We start from the raw sequence: 17,971 nt of genomic DNA, 5'->3' as shown, positions 1-17,971 counted from the left end.
ATGCGGGCCGCGTGTTCGATGACAAGCCTCTCCGACGCCCCGATCAGCCCAGTCCCGCCCCGCCGCGGCCGCCTTGCGCAGAGCCGCCGCGATGCACGCGCCGTTTGGCTCCGCTTCCGTCGCAACCTGCCGCGTCTGCTGCGCAGTGACGATCTCGCCATCGTTCTCGTCGCAGGTGTCATCGGCATCATGTCGGGGCTGCTGGTGTCGGCGATGGTCGGCATCTCCAAACTGCTTCACGCCGCCTTTTTCGCGACCGCCAAGGGCGAGGTCAGCGGCGCGGTTTTCGTCGAGCCCTTGCGCGCCTTCGGCATGCCGGTTCTCGGCGGATTGCTGATGGGAGCGCTCGGCATCGTGCTGGCCAGGCGCGGGCGCGGCACGGTGGTCGATCCGGTCGAGGCCAATGCCCTCCATGGCGGACGGCTCTCGTTCCGAGACAGTCTCGTCCTTGTCGTCCAGACGATCATCTCCAACGGCTTCGGCGCCTCGGTCGGCATGGAGGCCGGTTACACGCAAGGGGGCGCTGCGCTGGCGTCGGGCCTCGGACGCCTGCTGAAGGTCAGGCGCGTCGATCTGCGCATGCTGGTCGGCTGCGGCACCGCGGGCGCGATCGCGGCAGCGTTTGATGCGCCGCTGACCGGCGCCTTCTATGCGTTCGAGCTGATCATCGCGAGCTATGCGATCGCGACGCTGGCGCCGGTCGTCGTCGCCTCGATCTGCGCGATCGGCGTGGCGCGGCTGCTGGTGACGCCGATCCCGTTCCATGTCGGGTTCTCGCAGCCGCTGACTGGCGCGGATTATGTGCTGGTGATCCTGATGGGCGGGCTCTGTGCCGGCCTCGGCATCGTCCTGATGCGCGGCGTGGCGCTGGCCGAGAGCCTGTTCCGGCGCAGCCGCATCCCGCTTGCGCTTCGGCCGGCGGTCGGCGGATTGATCGTCGGATCGCTGGCGCTGATCACACCGGCGGTGCTGTCCTCGGGCCATTCGGCGCTGCATGTCGGCTTCGCCGCCGATTATTCCGCGATGGTGCTGCTGACCTTGATCGTGCTCAAGGCCGTGGCCTCGGCGGTCTCGATCGGCTCGGGCTTTCGCGGCGGCCTGTTCTTCGCCTCGCTGTTCATTGGCGCGATGTTCGGCAAGCTCGTCGCGCTCGTCTGGATTTCCGGGCTTGGGCTGCAGACCCCATCCCTGGTGATCGCGGTCATCGGCATGAGCGCGATGGCGACGGCCGTGCTCGGCGGCCCGCTGACCATGTCGTTCCTCGCGCTGGAAACGACCGGCAGCTTGCCTTTGACCATCGCGGTGCTGGCGGCGTCGGTCGTCTCGTCGCTGACGGTGCGCCGCACCTTCGGCTATTCCTTCGCGACCTGGCGCTTCCACCTGCGCGGCGAGACCATTCGCAGCGCCGCCGATATCGGCTGGATGCGCGAGCTCAGCGTCGGTCGGATGATGCGGCGCGACATCCGCACTGTCCCGGCCTCGAACACGCTGGCCCAGTTCCGGCGGGATTTTCCGCTCGGCGCCAACCAGCGCGCGGTTCTCGTCGATGATCTCGGCCGCTATGCGGGCATCGTGCTGGTCGCCGATGCCCATGCCGAGGACACCACTGCCGAGACGGTCGCGGATCTCGCCCGCAACCGCAAGGACGTGCTGCTCCCCAGCATGAACATCCGCGAGGCCGCCAGCCTGTTCGCCACGTCCCAGGCAGAGGAACTCGTCGTCGTCGATGATCGCGAGCGCCTGTGCGTTCTCGGCCTCCTGACGGAGCAGTTCGCATTGCGCCGCTATAACGCCGAACTCGACCGGCAGAGTCGCGACCTGACAGGGGTATGAGGCCAGCGCGCTGGCGCGCGTCTGGGCATGGCGCTTGCTGGAGCAGGCGCGCCAACGACGAAAGGGGATGAGTATGAGCCCGATGAGAATTGACCGGAGGAGCCTGTTGGCACTGGCGGGCACAGCGCTCGCCGCCGGTTCCGTACGCGCCCAGACGCCAAAGAAGGTCGCCGCGCTCTTTGCCGGGCGCATCGACGATCGCGGCTTCATGCAGGCGGGCTATGACGGGCTGAAGCTGGCCGAAGCGCGCCTCGGCGTCTCCGTCGCCTTCCGGCAGGGCGTCCAGCCGAAGCCGGAGGAATTGACCGCCGCCTTGCGCGAACTCGCCGCCGCCGGGCCCGATCTCGTCATCGCCCATGGCGGCCAGAACAACGCCGCCGCCAAGGCGGTCGCGGCCGAGTTCCCGGCGGTCCGCTTCGTCGTCACCCAGGGCAATGTGACGGGGCCTAATCTCGCGAGTTACGAGGTGCTGCAGGAGCAGTCGGCCTTCCTCGCCGGAATGCTCGCCGCCTTGACGACCCGCACCGGCGTCGTCGGCCACATGTCGGGCATCCGCGTCACGCCGGGCCTGAAGGGCCGGGCGGCCTATGCGGCCGGCGTCGCCCATGCCGATCCGAAGGTGATGCTGCTGACGAATTTCTCCGGCAACCAGGACGACAACGCCCTGTCGGAGAAGATCGCCCGCGCGATGATCGCCAAGGACGCGCAGGTCATCTTCACCATGCTCAACGCCGGCCGCAACGGGGTCATCGCTGCGTGCCGTGAACTTGGCGTCAAGCAGATCGGCAATGTCGGCGACTGGACCGCGATCGCTCCCGACGTCTTCATCGCCTCCGCCTTCGCTGATTCCGGCCGGGCGCTGTTCGATGCGGTGGCGGATTTCACCGCCGGCAAGTTTGCGGCAGGTGAGGTCAAGCATCTAGGTCTGCAGACCCCTGAGGCGGTTCGCCTCGTCATGGCCCCCTCTGTTCCTGTCGAGATACGGGGCCGGATCGAGGCGGCAGCGAGCTCCATCATCGCTGGCTCGCTGAAGGTCCCCGTCGAATGGACGGGCGCGGAGTTCCCCACGCCCGTCTGAGCGACACAGATTGTGGCCGGGCCTCGCTTCGGCGCCCCGGCTACGGCGGATCTACCAGTAATAGTGCCAGCGTCCGCGATGCCAGCGGCGGCGCATCCGGCGCCTCCGTCTCCGGGCCCAGCGGCGCCGATGCCATTCACGATGCGCCCGATGTCGCGGTCCCGGGGGCATATGAGCGAATTCGGCATCCGTTTCGTCGAGCGCCGATGGATCGACGACCGCTGCCGCCTGTACCTCATCGACCCCCGTGGATGTCGCCAGGGCCGCGCTGCTCGCCGCTGCGGTCAGTCCTCCGACCAGAACGGCCAAAAATGAGCGTCTTTGCATGACGTTCCTTTCTGCTGTCGCCCCTGCGAAAAAGTGCTGAGGCATTGGAGGAACGGTTTTTCGGCGCAGGAGTTCCGAACGTGCTCGGCCTCACACTTCAGTAGGGCAGCCCGACATAGTTCTCCGCCAGCGCCGCCATCGCGTGCTCGGACGAGACGAGATAGTCGAGCTCTGCCTGCTGCATGCGCTGCTCGAACGGGCTCTGCTCCGGGAAAAGGTGCATCAGCGAGGTCAGCCACCAGGAGAAGCGCTCGGCCTTCCAGATCCGCGCCAGAGCTGTCTGCGAATAGGCGTCGATGCCGGCCTCCGAGCGGTCCAGGAACAACTCGCGCAGCGCCTCGAACAGGTAATGCACGTCGCTGGCGGCGAGGTTGAGCCCCTTCGCGCCCGTCGGCGGCACGATATGGGCGGCGTCTCCCGCCAGGAACAGCCGGCCGAAGCGCATCGGCTCGGCCACGAAGGAGCGCAGCGGCGCGATCGATTTCTCGATCGAGGGTCCCGTGGTCAGGGACGCCGCGGTTTCGGGGTCGAGCCGGCGGCGCAGCTCGTCCCAGAAGCGCTGGTCCGACCAGCCGTCGACGCGCTCGTCGGTCCCGCACTGGACATAGTAGCGGCTGCGCGTCGCCGAGCGCATCGAGCACAGCGCAAAGCCTCGCTGGCCGCGGGCATAGATCAACTCGTCCGAAACCGGCGGGACATCGGCGAGGATGCCGAGCCAGCCGAAGGGGTAGACCCTTTCGAAGATGCGCAGCGCATTGGCCGGGATGCTGGCGCGCGAGACGCCGTGATAGCCGTCGCAGCCGGCGATGACGTCGCAGTCGAGCCGCTTGGGAACGCCGCTTTCGAGATAGGTGACATAGGGGCTTGCGCCGTCGAACCCGTGCAACGTCACATCGTCCGCCTCGAAGATCGTCTGCCCGCCCTGCGCGGCGCGCTGGTCCATCAGGTCGCGCGTGACCTCGGTCTGTCCGTAGACGGTGACGTGCTTGCCCCCGGTCAGCGCGTCGAGCGCGATGCGGTGGCGCCGCTCGCCGAAGAGCAGGTCGAAGCCGTCATGGACAAGGCCCTCGGCATGCAGCCTGGCGCTGGCGCCCACCTGGTCGAGCAGGCCGACCGTGCCCTGCTCGAGCACGCCGGCCCTGATCCGGGCGAGCACATAGTCGCGGCTCTTGCGCTCCAGGATGACGCTGTCGATCCCCGCCTGGTGCAACAACTGTCCGAGCAGCAGGCCCGATGGTCCAGCTCCGATAATGGCGACTTGCGTGCGCATGCGTCCTCCCGGCTCGCGCCTTGCCCCGTGCAAGCCAGCACAGGGTGACGTTCTCGCCAAACAAGTTGCCATGGCAACCAATCAAAAGGAAGCGTTTTGGATGCTGCGTTCGCGTCCATTCCGCAGCCCTCATCCGGAGGAACAGCCAAGGCTGCGTCTCGCGGGATGAGGACTTGCGAGAGCTCAGATCACCGGGATGACATCGACCGCGATGCCGATCTTCTGGGAGCCCGGACCGACCACCACGCCGTCCAGCGGCGAGACGTCGGCATAGTCGCGGCCGAAAGCCGTGACGATATGGTCGTCGGCGACGATCAAATCATTGGTCGGGTCGAGCCCGATCCAGCCGGTCTCGGGCCCGCACCAGAGCATCACCCAGGCATGGCTGGCATCGGCGCCTTCGAGCCGCTTCTCGCCCGGCGGCGGGATGGTGCGGATATAGCCGCTGACATAGGCCGCCGGCAGGCCGAGGCCCCGCAGCCCCGCGATCATCACATGCGCGAAATCCTGGCAGACGCCGTGGCGGTTGCGGAAGGCTTCCTCCAGCGGCGTCGAGACCTCTGTCGCGTCTGGGTCATAGGTGAACTCGCGGCGGATGCGCGCCATCAGTTCGCTGGCGCCTTCGAGCACGGGCCGCAGCGGCGGGAAGCTCGCCCTGGCATAATCGGTCACCGCTGGAACGGGCGGCACCAGCCGGCTCGGATAGAGATGATGCGCAGGGGATTCCGGCGCCAGACTGTCGGAGGCCAGCGCCAGCGCGCAGACCTCCTCCCAATGCCGCGTCAGGCCGGGAAAGGGCGGGGGCGGCCGGTTCACCTCGACACGCGCGCGCATCTCGACCCTGAGCTCGCGATGCGGCTTGGAGATCGTCAGCGTCGTCATCGGGTTGCCGAAGAAGCAGATTCCATCGACGCGTTCGGCCGGGCGTGGCGTGATGATGAGTTCGCTGGACGCGACGGTCTGGCCGCCATCGCTGCGCGGCTGCAGCCGCAGGATGCAGCGCGCGAAGGGGACCATGCGGCTGTAGCCGTAGGTCGTGATGTGCCGGACGTCGTAGATCACGCGATGCCTGTCAACCGGGAGCCTTCGGGACCGCTGTTCTGCAGAAAATAGCGGTCGGCAATCGCGCTCGAAACGCCCATCAGCAACTGCTCGAACAACAGGATACTGGCGCGGTCGAGCCGCGAGGCTTCCGCCGTGCGGCATTCGGCGGCGAGCTTCAGGATCAGCCGGCGCGGCGCTTCCAGCATGCCATCCTCGGTCAGGGATGGCAGGTCGCGGATCTCGGTGTCGAGCCGGTCGACCTGGAAGGCGACCGAGCGCGGATTGTAGGGGTCGAGCATGACGAGATCGAGCACCGGCTGAAGGCTGGCGCCGACCATGTAGCGCGAGCGGTAGGTGATCTGGGAATCGGTCAGGTCGAGCAGTGCGTCGAGCCCGTCGCTCGGCGCCGTCGTCTCGGCGAAATGGCGGGCAAAGCGGCAGGTCGCGATGCCGCGCTCGATCCGGCGGCCGATGTCGAGAAAGCGCCAGCCCGGCCCGCGCACCATGTTCTCCTGGCTCAGCCCGGAGAAGGCGGCGAGCGTCTTCAGGGCCCGGTCCGCAACCTCGTAGACTTCGCCTTCGCTCGGCTGCCGCCCCGGCTCGAGCGTCAACTGGCGCAGCAGATCGCCGAAGAGACGCCAGGCATCGATCGACAAGCGCTCGCGGATGACCGAGGCGGTGCGCCTTGCCTCGCCGACATTGGCGCGCGCCGAGCCGTATTCGGCGGCATCGTAGAGCGCAGCCGTCGCCTGCGCGAGAGCCGGAGAGACCTTTCCGACGGCAGGGCCGCGCCCCTTCGACGCCAAGCCTTTGGCATTGGGGGCGGCGCCCCAGGCGACCAGGATATTGGCCAGCCGCCGCACCGTGTCGGGACGGGCCGGGTTGGTGACGTCGGCATCGATCAGCCGGCCGAGCAGCGCCCGCACCAGCCGCAGCGTCGCCTCGGTGCGCTCGAGATAGCGCCCGAGCCAGAACAGATTGTCGGCGGCCCGGCTCGGCAGTGTGCCGGTGACCCGGCGGATGGTGATGCGGTCGGCCGTCGGCAGCAGCGTCACTTGCTCGACGGGCGCGTCGGACGTCACCCAGACATCGCTGGAGCGCACGCCGCTGCGCATGCTGACCGCGCGCGCATCCGGCTCGTCGGAGATGCGGCAGAAGCCGCCGGGCATCACCTTCCAGCCGTCGGGTGTGTTGGCGGCGAAGACGCGCAGCGTCATCGGGCGCGGCTCCAGATGGCCGTTCTGGAACACCGGCGTGGTCGAGAGCCGCACGACCTCCTGCCCGACATAGTCCATGCCGCGCGCCTCGATCCGGGCTCGCAAGGCGTCGCGCTCCCGGGGCGGCAGGTCGGCCGCAACGACCGGCCCGGTGTCGAGCCCACCGCCCGCGCTGCGGAAGGCCGGCGCGATGCTCATCTCGTCGAGACGGTCGAGCACGGCGGCGCGCTCGCGCGGCTGGCCACACCACCAGGTCGCGACATTGGGCAGGATCATCTCCTCGCCGAGGAGTTTCTCCCCCAGCGCCGGCAGGAAGCCCATCAGGGCACGGGCCTCGACGACGCCCGAGCCGAGCCCGTTGGCGATATGCACGCTGCCCTGGCGCACGGCCTGGACCAGGCCGGCGACGCCGAGCGCCGAATGCGCGTTGAGTTCCAGCGGGTCGGCGAAATCGCCGTCGATGCGCCGCCAGATCACGTCGGCCCGCTTCAGCCCGGCGATGGTGCGAACATGCACGCGCCCCTCGCGCATGATCAGGTCACCGCCCTCGACGAGAAGGAAGCCGAGATAGCGCGCGAGATAGGTCTGCTCGAAATAGCTCTCGTTGAGGGGGCCGGGCGTCAAAAGGCAGATGCGCGGCTCGACGCGCTTCGAACTCGCCACCAGTCCCGCGCGGAAGCCCTGGAAGAAAGCGGCCAGCCGCTCGATGTTCATCGTCCGGAACATGTCCGGGAAGGCCCGCGACAGCGCGAGCCGGTTTTCCAGGGCGTAGCCGGTTCCTGACGGCGCCTGGGTGCGGTCCTGCAGCACCCACCAGCGCCCATCGGGCCCGCGCCCGAGATCGGCGGCATAGAGCTGCAGCGCGCCGCCGCCGGGCGCGCCCTGCAGCGGGCGCAGATAATCGGCGCTCCCGGTGACGACGGATGCGGGCAGGAGCCCGTTGGCGATCATCTCGCCGGGGCCGTAGATGTCGTCGAGCAGCGTGCCCAGCAGGTGCGCACGCTGCGCCACGCCTGCCGCGATCGTCGCCCATTCGGCGCCGGTGATGACGAGCGGCACATGGCTGAGCGGCCATGCCCGTTCGCCCGCGGTCAGGTCCTGCCCGTCGAGGTCGCCATGGACGCGGTAGGACACGCCGGTATCGTGGACATGCCGGTCAGCGAGGCCAAAGCGCTGGATCAGCTCCTCCGGCGACAGGGCGCACCACTCGGCCAGGAACGGCTCCCATTGCGGGCGCACCTGGCCGTCGCGGCCGATCAGCTCGTCATGCACGCCCGGAAGCGGCCGATATCCGGCCAGCAGTACGTTGCGCCGCTCCGTTCTGGTGCGCGCCGACGGTGATCGCCCCTGCAATGCCATCGCTTGCGTCTACACTCCGGGGGGACGCCTCAAATCCAGGGTGAACGGGAATTCGGCGCTGCGCTCTTCAGGCGGAATCGCCAGCGCGCCGGGAGTATGACCGATCGCTTCGAAACGTGCGAGCCGGCGCGCCTCCGCTTCGTAGGAATTCACAGGCGGAGTGTCATAATTGCGACCGCCGGGATGCGCGACATGGTAGACGCAGCCGCCGAGCGAGCGCCCGACCCAGGTATCGACGATGTCGAAGGTCAGCGGCGCATGCACCGGAATTGTCGGATGCAGGCCGGACGCCGGCTGCCAGGCCTTGAAGCGCAGCCCCGCGACGCTGTCGCCGGCTCCCCCCGCAGGCGTCATCGGCAGGCGTCGTCCGTTGCAGGTGATCAGGTGGCGGCCGGGCACCAGCCCCTTCGCCTTGACCTGCAGGCGTTCGACCGACGAGTCGACATAGCGCACCGTGCCGCCGATCGCCCCTTCCTCGCCCATGACGTGCCAGGGCTCGAGCGCCTGCCGGATCTCGATCTCGACGCCGCCATGCTCGACCTTGCCGAAGAACGGGAAGCGGAACTCGGCCTGCGCCTCGAACCAGACCGGGTCGAAGGCATAGCTGGCGCGGCCGAGATCGCCGAGCACGTCCTTGAAATCCTGCCAGACCATCTCCGGCAGCATGAAGCGGTCATGCAGCGTCGTGCCCCAGCGCACCAGCCCGCCGGTCTGCGGCTCGCGCCAGAACCAGGCGATCAGCGCCCGCACCAAGAGTTGCTGCGCCAGGCTCATGCGCGCATCCGGCGGCATCTCGAAGCCGCGGAACTCGATCAGGCCGAGCCGTCCCGTGGGGCCGTCCGGCGAATAGAGCTTGTCGATGCAGATCTCGGTGCGGTGGGTGTTGCCGGAAACATCGACCAGGAGATTGCGCAGCAGCCGGTCGACCAGCCAGAGCGGGATCGCAGCCTCGCCCGGCTGCGGGATCTTCGCCAGCGCGATTTCCAGCTCGTAGAGCGCGTCGTGGCGCCCCTCGTCGATGCGCGGTGCCTGGCTGGTCGGGCCGATGAACAGCCCGGAGAACAGATAGGACAGCGAAGGGTGCCGGTTCCAGTAGAGCACGAGGCTCTTGATCAGGTCCGGCCGGCGCAGGAACGGCGAGTCGGGCGGGGTTGAGCCGCCGAGCACGACATGGTTGCCGCCGCCGGTGCCGGTATGGCGCCCGTCCACCATGAACTTCTCGGCGCAGAGCCGCGATTGCCGCGCCTCCTCATAGACGCCGCGCGTGATCTCGACCGCCTCGCGCCAGTTGCGCGCCGGATGGATGTTGACCTCGATCACGCCGGGATCGGGCGTGACCTTGACGACGTTCAGGCGCGGGTCGTGCGGCGGCGGATAGCCCTCGATATGGACGGGCTGGTTGCGCTCGCGCGCCACTTGCTCGACGCTGGCGATGAGGTCGAGATAATCCTCCAGCCGCTCGACCGGCGGCAGGAAGACGCACAGCACATTGTCGCGGATCTCGAGGCTGATGGCGGTGCGCACATGTTCGCCGCCGATCTCCTGCTCGGTGCGATCCTGGGCGGAAGCGCCGCTGGCCTCGACCGTGCGCGACATCTGATGCGGCGGTAAGTCCTGGGAGGCGTGCGGCTCGACGCGGATCGGTGCCTCGGCGGGCGGCGGGTCGGCCGCTGGTCCGAAGCCGCCGGCGGCGCGCGGCAGCGGCGCGCGCTCCTCCATCGGATCCTGCGGGTGGATATGCGGATATTCGGCCTTCGGCACCACCGGCAGCGAGCCGAGCGGCAGGCGGTAGCCGACGGGGGAATCGCCCGGCACGAGGAAGAGCTTGCCCCGGCGCAGCTTCCATTTCTCGGAGCGCCAGCGCTTGTCGCCGGCTTGTGCTTGCCAGCGCTGCACCGGAATCACATAGCCGCGCGGCTTGCCCAGCCCGAGCTGGAAGACCTGCTGCATGCGCGCGCGCTCCTCCGGGTCGGCCAGGCGCGGGTCGAGTGGATCGACATTGTCGGGAAGCTGGGCCTCCTTCAGCAGCCAGTAGCCGGTGTCCTCATAGGCCGGCACGACATAATCGGAGCCGAGCCCGAGCTTGTCCGACAGACCCTCGGCTAGCGCCTCGGCTTCGGCGATCGTGGCGCCGGCTTCCAGCTCGCGGTCGCCGCCGGTCGGCGCGCCCGGTTCGCGCGCGATCAGCGCGGCGTCGCGCCAGATCGGCTCGCCATCGGCTCGCCAGTAGAGCGCGAAGGCCCAGCGCGGCAGGCTCTCGCCCGGATACCATTTGCCCTGGCCGTAATGCAGCATGCCGCCGGGCGCGAAGCGTTCTCGCAGGCGCCGGATCATCACATCGGCGCGCTGGCGCTTGGTCGGGCCGACAGCGGCGATGTTCCATTCCTCGCCGGTCTGGTCGTCGATCGAGACGAAGGTCGGCTCGCCCCCCATGGTCAGGCGCACATCGCCGGCCTGGAGATCGGCCTCGACCTGCTCGCCGAGCGCATCCAGCCGCTGCCAGGATTCATCCGAGAAAGGCAGGGTGATGCGCGGCACCTCATGAACGCGCGCCACGCTCATCTCGAAATCGAAGGTCGTCTCGGCATAGCTTGCGACGCCCGAGACCGGCGCGGCGGAACGGTAATGCGGCGTCGCCGCCAGCGGCAGGTGGCCCTCACCGGTCAGCAGGCCCGAGGTCGGGTCGAGCCCGATCCAGCCGGCGCCGGGAATATAGACCTCCGCCCAGGCGTGCAGGTCGGTGAAGTCCTTGTCGGTGCCGCGCGGACCCTCCAACGGGTCGATGTCGGCCTTCATCTGGATCAGGTAGCCCGAGACGAAACGGGCGGCGAGCCCGAGATGGCGCAGGATCTGGACGAGCAGCCAGCTCGAATCGCGGCAGGAGCCGGACTTGATGTCGAGCGTGTGCTCGGGCTCCTGCACGCCGGGCTCCATGCGGATGCCATAGGCGATGCCGCCCGCGAGCCGCGCATTGAGGTCGACGACGAAGTTGACGGTGTTGGTCGGCTCGCGCGGGATGGTGGCGAGGAAGGCTTGCAGCAGCGGCCCGGCCGGCTCGGTGACAAGATAGGGCGCAAGCTCCGCCCGCAGCTCTTCGGGATAGGTGAAGGGGAAGATCTCGGCATCCGTCTCGACGAAGAAGTCGAACGGATTGATGATCGACAACTCGGTGACGAGATCGACCTCGATGCGGAACTCGCTCACCGGCTCGGGAAAGACATAGCGCGCCAGCCAGTTGCCGCACGGGTCCTGCTGCCAGTTTACGAAATGCTCGGCCGGCGAAACCTTCAGCGAATAGCTGTTGATCGCGGCGCGGCAATGCGGCGCCGGCCGCAGCCGAATGATCTGCGGCCCGAGCGTGACCGGCCGGTCATAACGGTAATGGGTGACGTGATGAAGCGCGGCGATGATGGCCAAGAGCTGAGCACCTGTTGGTCATGGGCCGGCGAGGGCCGGGATGTTCCACGTTAGCGAGGCCGGGAAGGCTCGCAAAGCCGCATCTCGCGACGCATTGCACGATCCGGGCAGCCCGATGCACAAGAACTGTGCAGCAACATCTGGACACGGGCCTCGTCCTGCTGGACAGAAGCCGCCGACTGGTTCCACATTCACGCCAATGGCCGGCGCGTACGGCCGCCAATCCGAAACGATGGGGAATGCGATGCGTCACGTAGCGAAACTGATGGTGGCGTCGGCCTTTGCCACGCTGCTGACCACCACTGCCCAGACCACGGTGTCCTTTGCCCAGACCCCGAAGGACACGGTGGTCATGGCCAAGCAGATCGACGACATCATCTCGCTTGATCCGGCCGAGGCCTTCGAATTCTCCGGCGTCGAGGTCGTCACCAACCTCTACGACAAGCTGATGGGCGTCGATCTCGCCAAGAACAACGAGCTGACGACCGAGCTCGCCCAGAGCTGGAGCGTCTCGCCCGACAACCTGACCTACACCTTCAAGCTGCGCCCCGGCGTCAAGTTCCACTCCGGCAACCCGCTGACGGCCGCCGACGTGGTCTATTCGTTCCAGCGTGCGGTGACGCTCAACAAGTCGCCCGGCTTCATCCTGGCCCAGTTCGGCTTCACCAAGGACAATGTCCTGGAGAAGGTGAAGGCCACCGATGACGCCACCGTTGTCATCACCGTCTCCAAGCCCTTCGCCCCGACCTTCTTCCTGAACTGCCTGACCTCGGGCGTCGCCTCGATCGTCGACACCAAGCTGGTCAAGGCCAATGAGAAGGATGGCGATTTCGGCAATGGCTGGCTGAAGCTCAATTCGGCCGGCTCGGGCGCCTACAAGGTGCGCGCCTATCGCCCCAACGAGCAATACGCGCTCGACGCCAATGAGAGCTGGTACAAGGGCGCGCCGAAGAACAAGCGCATCGTCGTGCGCCACGTCGCCGAGCCGGCCTCGCAGCGCCTGCTGCTGGAGAAGGGCGACATCGACATCGCCCGCAACCTCTCCAAGGACCAGCTCGCCGCGGTCAAAAGCAACAAGGATGTCGAGATCGTCCAGGGCGACAAGGGCTACATCCTCTATCTCGGCCTGAACTCGAAGAACGCCAACCTCGCCAAACCCGAAGTGCGCGAAGCCCTGAAGTATCTCGTCGATTACGCCTCCATCGAGCGCAACATCGTCGAGGGGACCTACAAGGCCCATGAATCCTTCCTGCCGCAGGGCTTCCTCGGCGCGATCAGCGACAAGCCCTACAAGTTCGACCCCGCCAAGGCCAAGGAGCTGCTCGCCAAGGCCGGCCTGCCCAACGGCTTCACGGTCACCATGGACGTCCGCTCGGTCAACCCGATCACCGACATCGCCCAGGCGATCCAGTCGAGCTGGGGCCAGGCCGGCATCAAGCTCGAATTGATCCCCGGCGACGGCAAGCAGACGCTGACCAAGTACCGCGCCCGCACCCACGACATCTATATCGGCCAGTGGGGCCCGGACTATCTCGACCCGCACACCAATGCCGAGACCTTCGCCATCAACGAGAACAATGGCGAGGACGCCAAGTCGAAGACGCTGGCCTGGCGCAATGCCTGGGACATCCCGGAGATGACCAAGACCACGCAGGCCAACGTACTCGAGACCGACGCCGCCAAGCGCGCCGCCATCTATGGCGATCTCCAGCGTGAGCACCAGAAGGTCTCGCCCTTCGTCATCATGTTCCAGCAGGTCGAGGTCTCGGCCGATCGCAAGGGCGTCAAGGGCTGGGCCATCGGCCCGAGCTCGGACACCAACTTCTACGCGCCGATCACCAAGAACTGACGCAACGGGCCGCAAGCCCCGCCACGGCCCTGCGCGGCCGTGGCGGGGCTTTTGCTTCCGGCTGCTCGCGCGGCCCGGCCGGAGCGAAGGCCCGGATCAAGAATCCCGGAAACGGAAACATGGCATGAGCAGCGTGGCCCAAGGCCCGATCCGAAGGCGATCATGGAGCGAGACGGCGCGACGCTGGGCGAAACTCGCCTCGCGTGAGCTCAGCACGGTCGCGATCACCATCTTCGGCCTGCTGCTGATCACCTTCTTCATCGCCCGCGTCATCCCGATCGACCCGGTGCTGGCCGTCGTTGGCGACAACGCCCGCCCCGAGACCTATGACGCCGCGCGCATCGAGCTCGGTCTCGACAAGCCGCTCTGGCAGCAATTCGCTGTTTATGTCGGCAAGGTCTTCACCGGCGATCTCGGCCGCTCGGTCCTGACCTCCAACACCGTCGTCGACGACATCCGCCGCGTCTTTCCGGCCACGCTCGAACTCGCCACGCTCGGCACGCTGATCGGCTGCCTGCTCGGCATCCCCCTGGGCGTGCTGGCGGCGGTCTATCAAGGCCGCTGGCCGGACCAGGTCGCCCGCGTCATCGGCCTCTTCGGCTATTCGATCCCCGTCTTCTGGCTCGGCCTGATGGGCCTGCTGCTGTTCTACGCCAAGCTCGGCTGGGTCGGCGGGCCGGGCCGCGCCGGCGTCGCCTTTCAGGACCTGATCACCCCGATCACCGGCATCCTTGTCATCGACGCCGCGATCGAGGGCGATTGGGAGGCCTTCCGCGACGCCTGGTCCCATCTGATCCTGCCGTCGGCCGTGCTCGGCATCCTCAGCGTCGCCTATATCAGCCGCATGACCCGCAGCTTCATGATCACCGAGCTGCAGCAGCAATACGTCATCGCGGCGCGCGTGAAGGGGCTCTCGGAGTTCCGCGTCGTCTGGCGCCACGCCATGCACAACGCCTTCGTGCCCTTGGTGACGGTCATCGCCGTCTCCTACATGCACCTGCTCGAAGGCTCGGTCCTGACCGAGACGATCTTCGCCTGGCCTGGCCTCGGACGCTATCTCACCCACTCGCTGCTCAACGCCGACATGAACGCGGTGCTCGGCGGCACGCTGGTGATCGGGGCCGTCTTCATCGGCGTCAACCTGCTGTCCGACATCCTCGGCCGGCTCGTCGATCCCCGGACGCGATGAGGCAGCTTAGATAGATGTATCATTTTTAGTACATAAGTGACATGATCGAACCTGTCGGAAAGCGATTGCCGGCTGCGTTCTATGAGACCGAGCGGGGGACCGCGCCTGTGCGCGACTGGCTGTTGGGTTTGTCGTCGGAAGACCGGAAAGTGATCGGGGCGGATATCAAGGCGGTGGAGTTCGGCTGGCCGATCGGAATGCCGCTCTGCCGCGCGATCACGGGACGCAAGGGACTTTGGGAGGTGCGGAGCAGTCTGGCGGGAGGGCGGATCGCACGCGTTCTGTTCTGTGTCCATGGCGGGCACATGGCTCTGCTGCACGGTTTCGAGAAGACGACGCAGAAGACGCCCGATCGCGAGATCGAGGTTGCGCTAAGACGGATGAAGGGACTGAGGTGATGAGCGAGGATACCGAGCAAGGCCGCCTGGGGCAGTCCTTCGATGACTTCCTCAAGGAGGACGGCATTTACGAGGAGGTCGCCGAAACGGCGGTCAAGCGCGTCATTGCCTGGCAGTTGAGCGCGATCATGCAGGAGCAGAAGATCACCAAGGTCGAAATGGCACGGCGCCTCGCCACCAGTCGGGCACAGTTGAACCGGCTGCTCGACCCCAATAATGACTCCGTCACGCTGGGGATGCTGTCGCGTGCCGCCAAGGCGGTCGGGCGACACATCCGTCTTGAACTCGCATGACCACCTGGACCGACTATCTCCTCAGCGATTCTCCGGCGTCCCGGCGTCAGGCCCGGCTTGGCCAGGCCTATCGCAAATGGCTCGCCTTCCGGCGCAATCCGCTGGCCATGTTCGGGCTCGCCATCATCGTCGCGCTCTTGCTGGTCGCAGCCTTCGCGCCGCTGATCGCGACTGCCGATCCGCTGGCGCAGAACCTCGACCGGCGCCTGCTGCCGCCCTCGGGCGGAAACCTCTTTGGCACCGATTCGCTCGGCCGCGACATCTTCAGCCGCATCGTCTACGGCACCCGCGTCACATTGGTGATCGTGCTGCTCGTCGTCATCACGGTCGGCCCGATCGGCCTGCTGATCGGCGCGACCTCGGGCTATCTCGGCGGCTGGGTCGACCGCCTGCTGATGCGCATCACCGATGTCTTCCTCGCCTTTCCCCGCCTCGTCCTGGCGCTGGCCTTCGTCGCGGCGCTCGGCCCCGGCCTGGAAAACGCCGTCATCGCCATCGCGATCACGGCCTGGCCGCCCTATGCCCGCGTCGCCCGCGCCGAAACGCTGATCATCCGCCAGCAGGATTATATCGCGGCGATCCGCCTGCAGGGCGCCTCGCAATGGCGCATCGTCTGGAAGCATGTCGTGCCGATGTGCCTGCCTTCGCTGATCGTGCGCACGACGCTCGACATGGCCGGCATCATCCTGATCGCGGCCGGCCTCGGCTTCCTCGGTCTCGGCGCCCAGCCGCCGATTCCCGAATGGGGCGCGATGATCTCGGCCGGCCGCGAGCAGATCTTCGACCAGTGGTGGGTCGCGACCTTCCCCGGCCTGGCGATCTGCGTCGTCGCGCTGGGCTTCAACCTGCTCGGCGACGGCCTGCGCGACGTCATGGATGCGAGGTGAGCGCCATGAATCAGAGCGCCATGAATGAGAGCACCAGCGAACAGCCCCTCCTCGAACTCGACAATCTGCGCGTCGATTTCCACACCCCGACCGGCATCGTCCAGGCCGTGCGCGGCCTGTCCTTCACGCTCGGCCGCGAGCGGCTCGGCATCGTCGGCGAATCCGGCTCCGGCAAGTCGATGACTGGCCGCGCCATCCTCGACCTGATCCCCCATCCCGGTGAGGTGAGGGCCGACCGCCTGACCTATCGCGGCCAGGATCTGCTGACGATGGACAAGCGCGCCCGCCGCAAGCTGCGCGGCCGCCATATCTCGATGGTGATGCAGGACCCGAAATTCTCGCTCAACCCGGTCCGCACCGTCGGCGACCAGATCGCGGAGGCCTATCGCGTTCACCACAAGGCGAGCGCCCGCGAGGCCAGGCAGCGCAGCCTCGCCATGCTGGAGCAGGTGCAGATCCGCGAACCCGCGCGCGTCTACGAGCTCTATCCGCACGAGGTCTCCGGCGGCATGGGCCAGCGCGTCATGATCGCGATGATGCTGATCGCCGAGCCCGACATCCTGATCGCCGACGAGCCGACCTCGGCGCTCGACGTCACCGTCCAGCTCCAGATCCTGAAGATCCTCGACGATCTGGTGACGCAGCGCGGCATGGGGCTGATCTTCATCAGCCACGATTTGCATCTGGTGCAGTCCTTCTGCGACCGCGTCATCGTGATGTATGGCGGCAAGGCGATGGAGACGCTGCCCGCCGCCGAACTCGCCGACGAGTCGGCCCGTGCTCGACGCCACCCCTATACGCTGGGCCTGCTCGGCTGCCTGCCGGATCTCGACCATCCCAAGGCGGAGCTCGCCACGCTCAACCGCGATCCGGCATGGCTGGCATGATGATGCAGGCAATCAAGGCGCCGGAAGCGAGCGCCACTCCCTCCCCCCGCTTGCGGGGGGAGGGGACCCTGTTGCGCCCAGCGGCAGGGCGGAGCGTTTGCATGACCACAAATCCCGCCATCCGCGTCGAAAAACTCAACGTCTCCTACGGCGACTCCCATGTCGTGAAGGACCTCTCCTTCAGCGTCGCGCCCGGCGAGAGCTACGGCATCGTCGGCGAATCCGGCTCTGGAAAATCGACCGTGCTGCGCGTGCTCTCCGGGCTCAACCGGGACTGGAGCGGCACGGTCGCGATCGAGGGGCAGGTCCAGCCCAAGCGCCGCGACAAGGCCTTCTACCGCGCCGTGCAGATGGTCTTCCAGGACCCCTACGGTTCGCTGCATCCGAAGAAGACCGTCGATGACACCCTGGCCGAGCCGCTGGCGATCCACGGCATTGGCGATGCCGAGGCGCGCATCGCCCGGGCGATGTCCGAGGTCGGACTCCCCGCGTCCTTCCGCTTCCGCTACCCGCACCAGCTCTCGGGCGGCCAGCGCCAGCGCGTCGCGATCGCGCGCGCGCTCGTGCTCGAACCGACGATCCTGCTGCTCGACGAGCCGACCTCGGCGCTCGACGTCTCGATCCAGGCCGAGGTGCTCAACCTGCTGCAGGCGCTGCGACAGGAGCGCAAGCTGACCTATATCCTCGTCAGCCACGATCTCGCGGTGGTGGCGCATATGTGCCAGCGCCTGCTGGTGATGCAGTTCGGCCGCGGCGTCGAGGAGATGACGGCGGCAACGCTCGCGGCCCGCAGCCCGCAGACGGACTACGCCCGGCAGTTGCTCACGGCGAGCGAGGGTTTCAGGCGCGTGGGCTGAGAATGCCGTCATTGCGAGCGCAGCGAAGCAATCCAGGGGACTGCGCGAGACGCTGGATTGCTTCGC

General features: G+C 67.4%; 13 protein-coding genes. 9 read left to right on the top strand and 4 right to left on the bottom strand.

Annotated elements, in window-relative coordinates:
* The first annotated feature begins 18 nt into the window (after positions 1–18).
* The gene (locus tag AE618_RS05610; protein ID WP_054208071.1) at positions 19–1,833 is read left to right on the top strand and encodes a chloride channel protein; all 1,815 of its coding nucleotides are present in this window, start codon (positions 19–21) and stop codon (positions 1,831–1,833) included.
* Positions 1,834–1,939: 106 nt separating this feature from the next.
* Positions 1,940–2,911 carry a BMP family protein gene (locus AE618_RS05605; RefSeq protein WP_197280681.1) on the top strand — a complete coding sequence of 324 codons (972 nt, stop codon included), beginning with the start codon at positions 1,940–1,942 and terminating at the stop codon, positions 2,909–2,911.
* A gap of 424 nt (positions 2,912–3,335) precedes the next feature.
* Here the strand turns inward: AE618_RS05605 and pobA are convergent, their stop codons facing one another.
* The 4 genes from pobA to AE618_RS05585 form a co-directional block, all read right to left on the bottom strand.
* Positions 3,336–4,508, bottom strand: a complete 1,173-nt coding sequence (gene pobA, locus AE618_RS05600; protein WP_054208069.1) for a 4-hydroxybenzoate 3-monooxygenase — start codon at positions 4,506–4,508, stop codon at positions 3,336–3,338.
* Between the two features lie 183 nt (positions 4,509–4,691).
* Entirely contained in the window at positions 4,692–5,570 is an 879-nt protein-coding gene (locus AE618_RS05595; protein WP_054208068.1) for a transglutaminase family protein, read from the bottom strand.
* The gene (locus AE618_RS05590; protein ID WP_054208067.1) at positions 5,567–8,128 is read right to left on the bottom strand and encodes a circularly permuted type 2 ATP-grasp protein; all 2,562 of its coding nucleotides are present in this window, start codon (positions 8,126–8,128) and stop codon (positions 5,567–5,569) included. The genes AE618_RS05595 and AE618_RS05590 overlap by 4 nt, the downstream gene beginning before the upstream one ends.
* Before the next feature lie 9 nt (positions 8,129–8,137).
* Positions 8,138–11,545: a DUF2126 domain-containing protein gene (locus AE618_RS05585; protein WP_054208066.1), complete on the bottom strand. Its 3,408-nt coding sequence runs from the start codon at positions 11,543–11,545 to the stop codon at positions 8,138–8,140.
* 244 nt (positions 11,546–11,789) lie between these two features.
* Between AE618_RS05585 and AE618_RS05580 the strand changes: the two genes are divergently transcribed.
* The 7 genes from AE618_RS05580 (at position 11,790) to AE618_RS05550 (ending at position 17,905) form a co-directional block, all read left to right on the top strand.
* Complete coding sequence (locus tag AE618_RS05580) at positions 11,790–13,394, top strand: ABC transporter substrate-binding protein (RefSeq protein WP_082365040.1); 1,605 nt, start codon at positions 11,790–11,792, stop codon at positions 13,392–13,394.
* A 124-nt stretch (positions 13,395–13,518) separates the two neighbouring features.
* A complete protein-coding gene (locus tag AE618_RS05575) occupies positions 13,519–14,583 on the top strand; it encodes an ABC transporter permease (protein WP_082365023.1) in 1,065 nt (354 codons plus the stop codon).
* 41 nt (positions 14,584–14,624) lie between these two features.
* Positions 14,625–14,981: a type II toxin-antitoxin system RelE/ParE family toxin gene (locus tag AE618_RS05570; protein ID WP_054208065.1), complete on the top strand. Its 357-nt coding sequence runs from the start codon at positions 14,625–14,627 to the stop codon at positions 14,979–14,981.
* Positions 14,981–15,274 carry a helix-turn-helix domain-containing protein gene (locus AE618_RS05565; RefSeq protein WP_054208064.1) on the top strand — a complete coding sequence of 98 codons (294 nt, stop codon included), beginning with the start codon at positions 14,981–14,983 and terminating at the stop codon, positions 15,272–15,274. Before AE618_RS05570 ends, AE618_RS05565 begins: the two co-directional genes overlap by 1 nt.
* The gene (nikC, locus tag AE618_RS05560) at positions 15,271–16,161 is read left to right on the top strand and encodes a nickel transporter permease (protein WP_054208063.1); all 891 of its coding nucleotides are present in this window, start codon (positions 15,271–15,273) and stop codon (positions 16,159–16,161) included. Before AE618_RS05565 ends, nikC begins: the two co-directional genes overlap by 4 nt.
* Before the next feature lie 5 nt (positions 16,162–16,166).
* Positions 16,167–17,048 carry an ABC transporter ATP-binding protein gene (locus AE618_RS05555; protein WP_248310777.1) on the top strand — a complete coding sequence of 294 codons (882 nt, stop codon included), beginning with the start codon at positions 16,167–16,169 and terminating at the stop codon, positions 17,046–17,048.
* A gap of 101 nt (positions 17,049–17,149) precedes the next feature.
* Positions 17,150–17,905 carry an ABC transporter ATP-binding protein gene (locus AE618_RS05550; protein WP_054208062.1) on the top strand — a complete coding sequence of 252 codons (756 nt, stop codon included), beginning with the start codon at positions 17,150–17,152 and terminating at the stop codon, positions 17,903–17,905.
* Positions 17,906–17,971: the final 66 nt, after the last annotated feature.

Source organism: Allobosea vaviloviae (assembly GCF_001298265.1).
Taxonomy (GTDB): Bacteria; Pseudomonadota; Alphaproteobacteria; order Rhizobiales; family Beijerinckiaceae; genus Allobosea; species Allobosea vaviloviae_B.
Note: the sequence above shows the minus strand (reverse complement) of the source record. Positions and strands in the feature narration are given on the sequence as shown.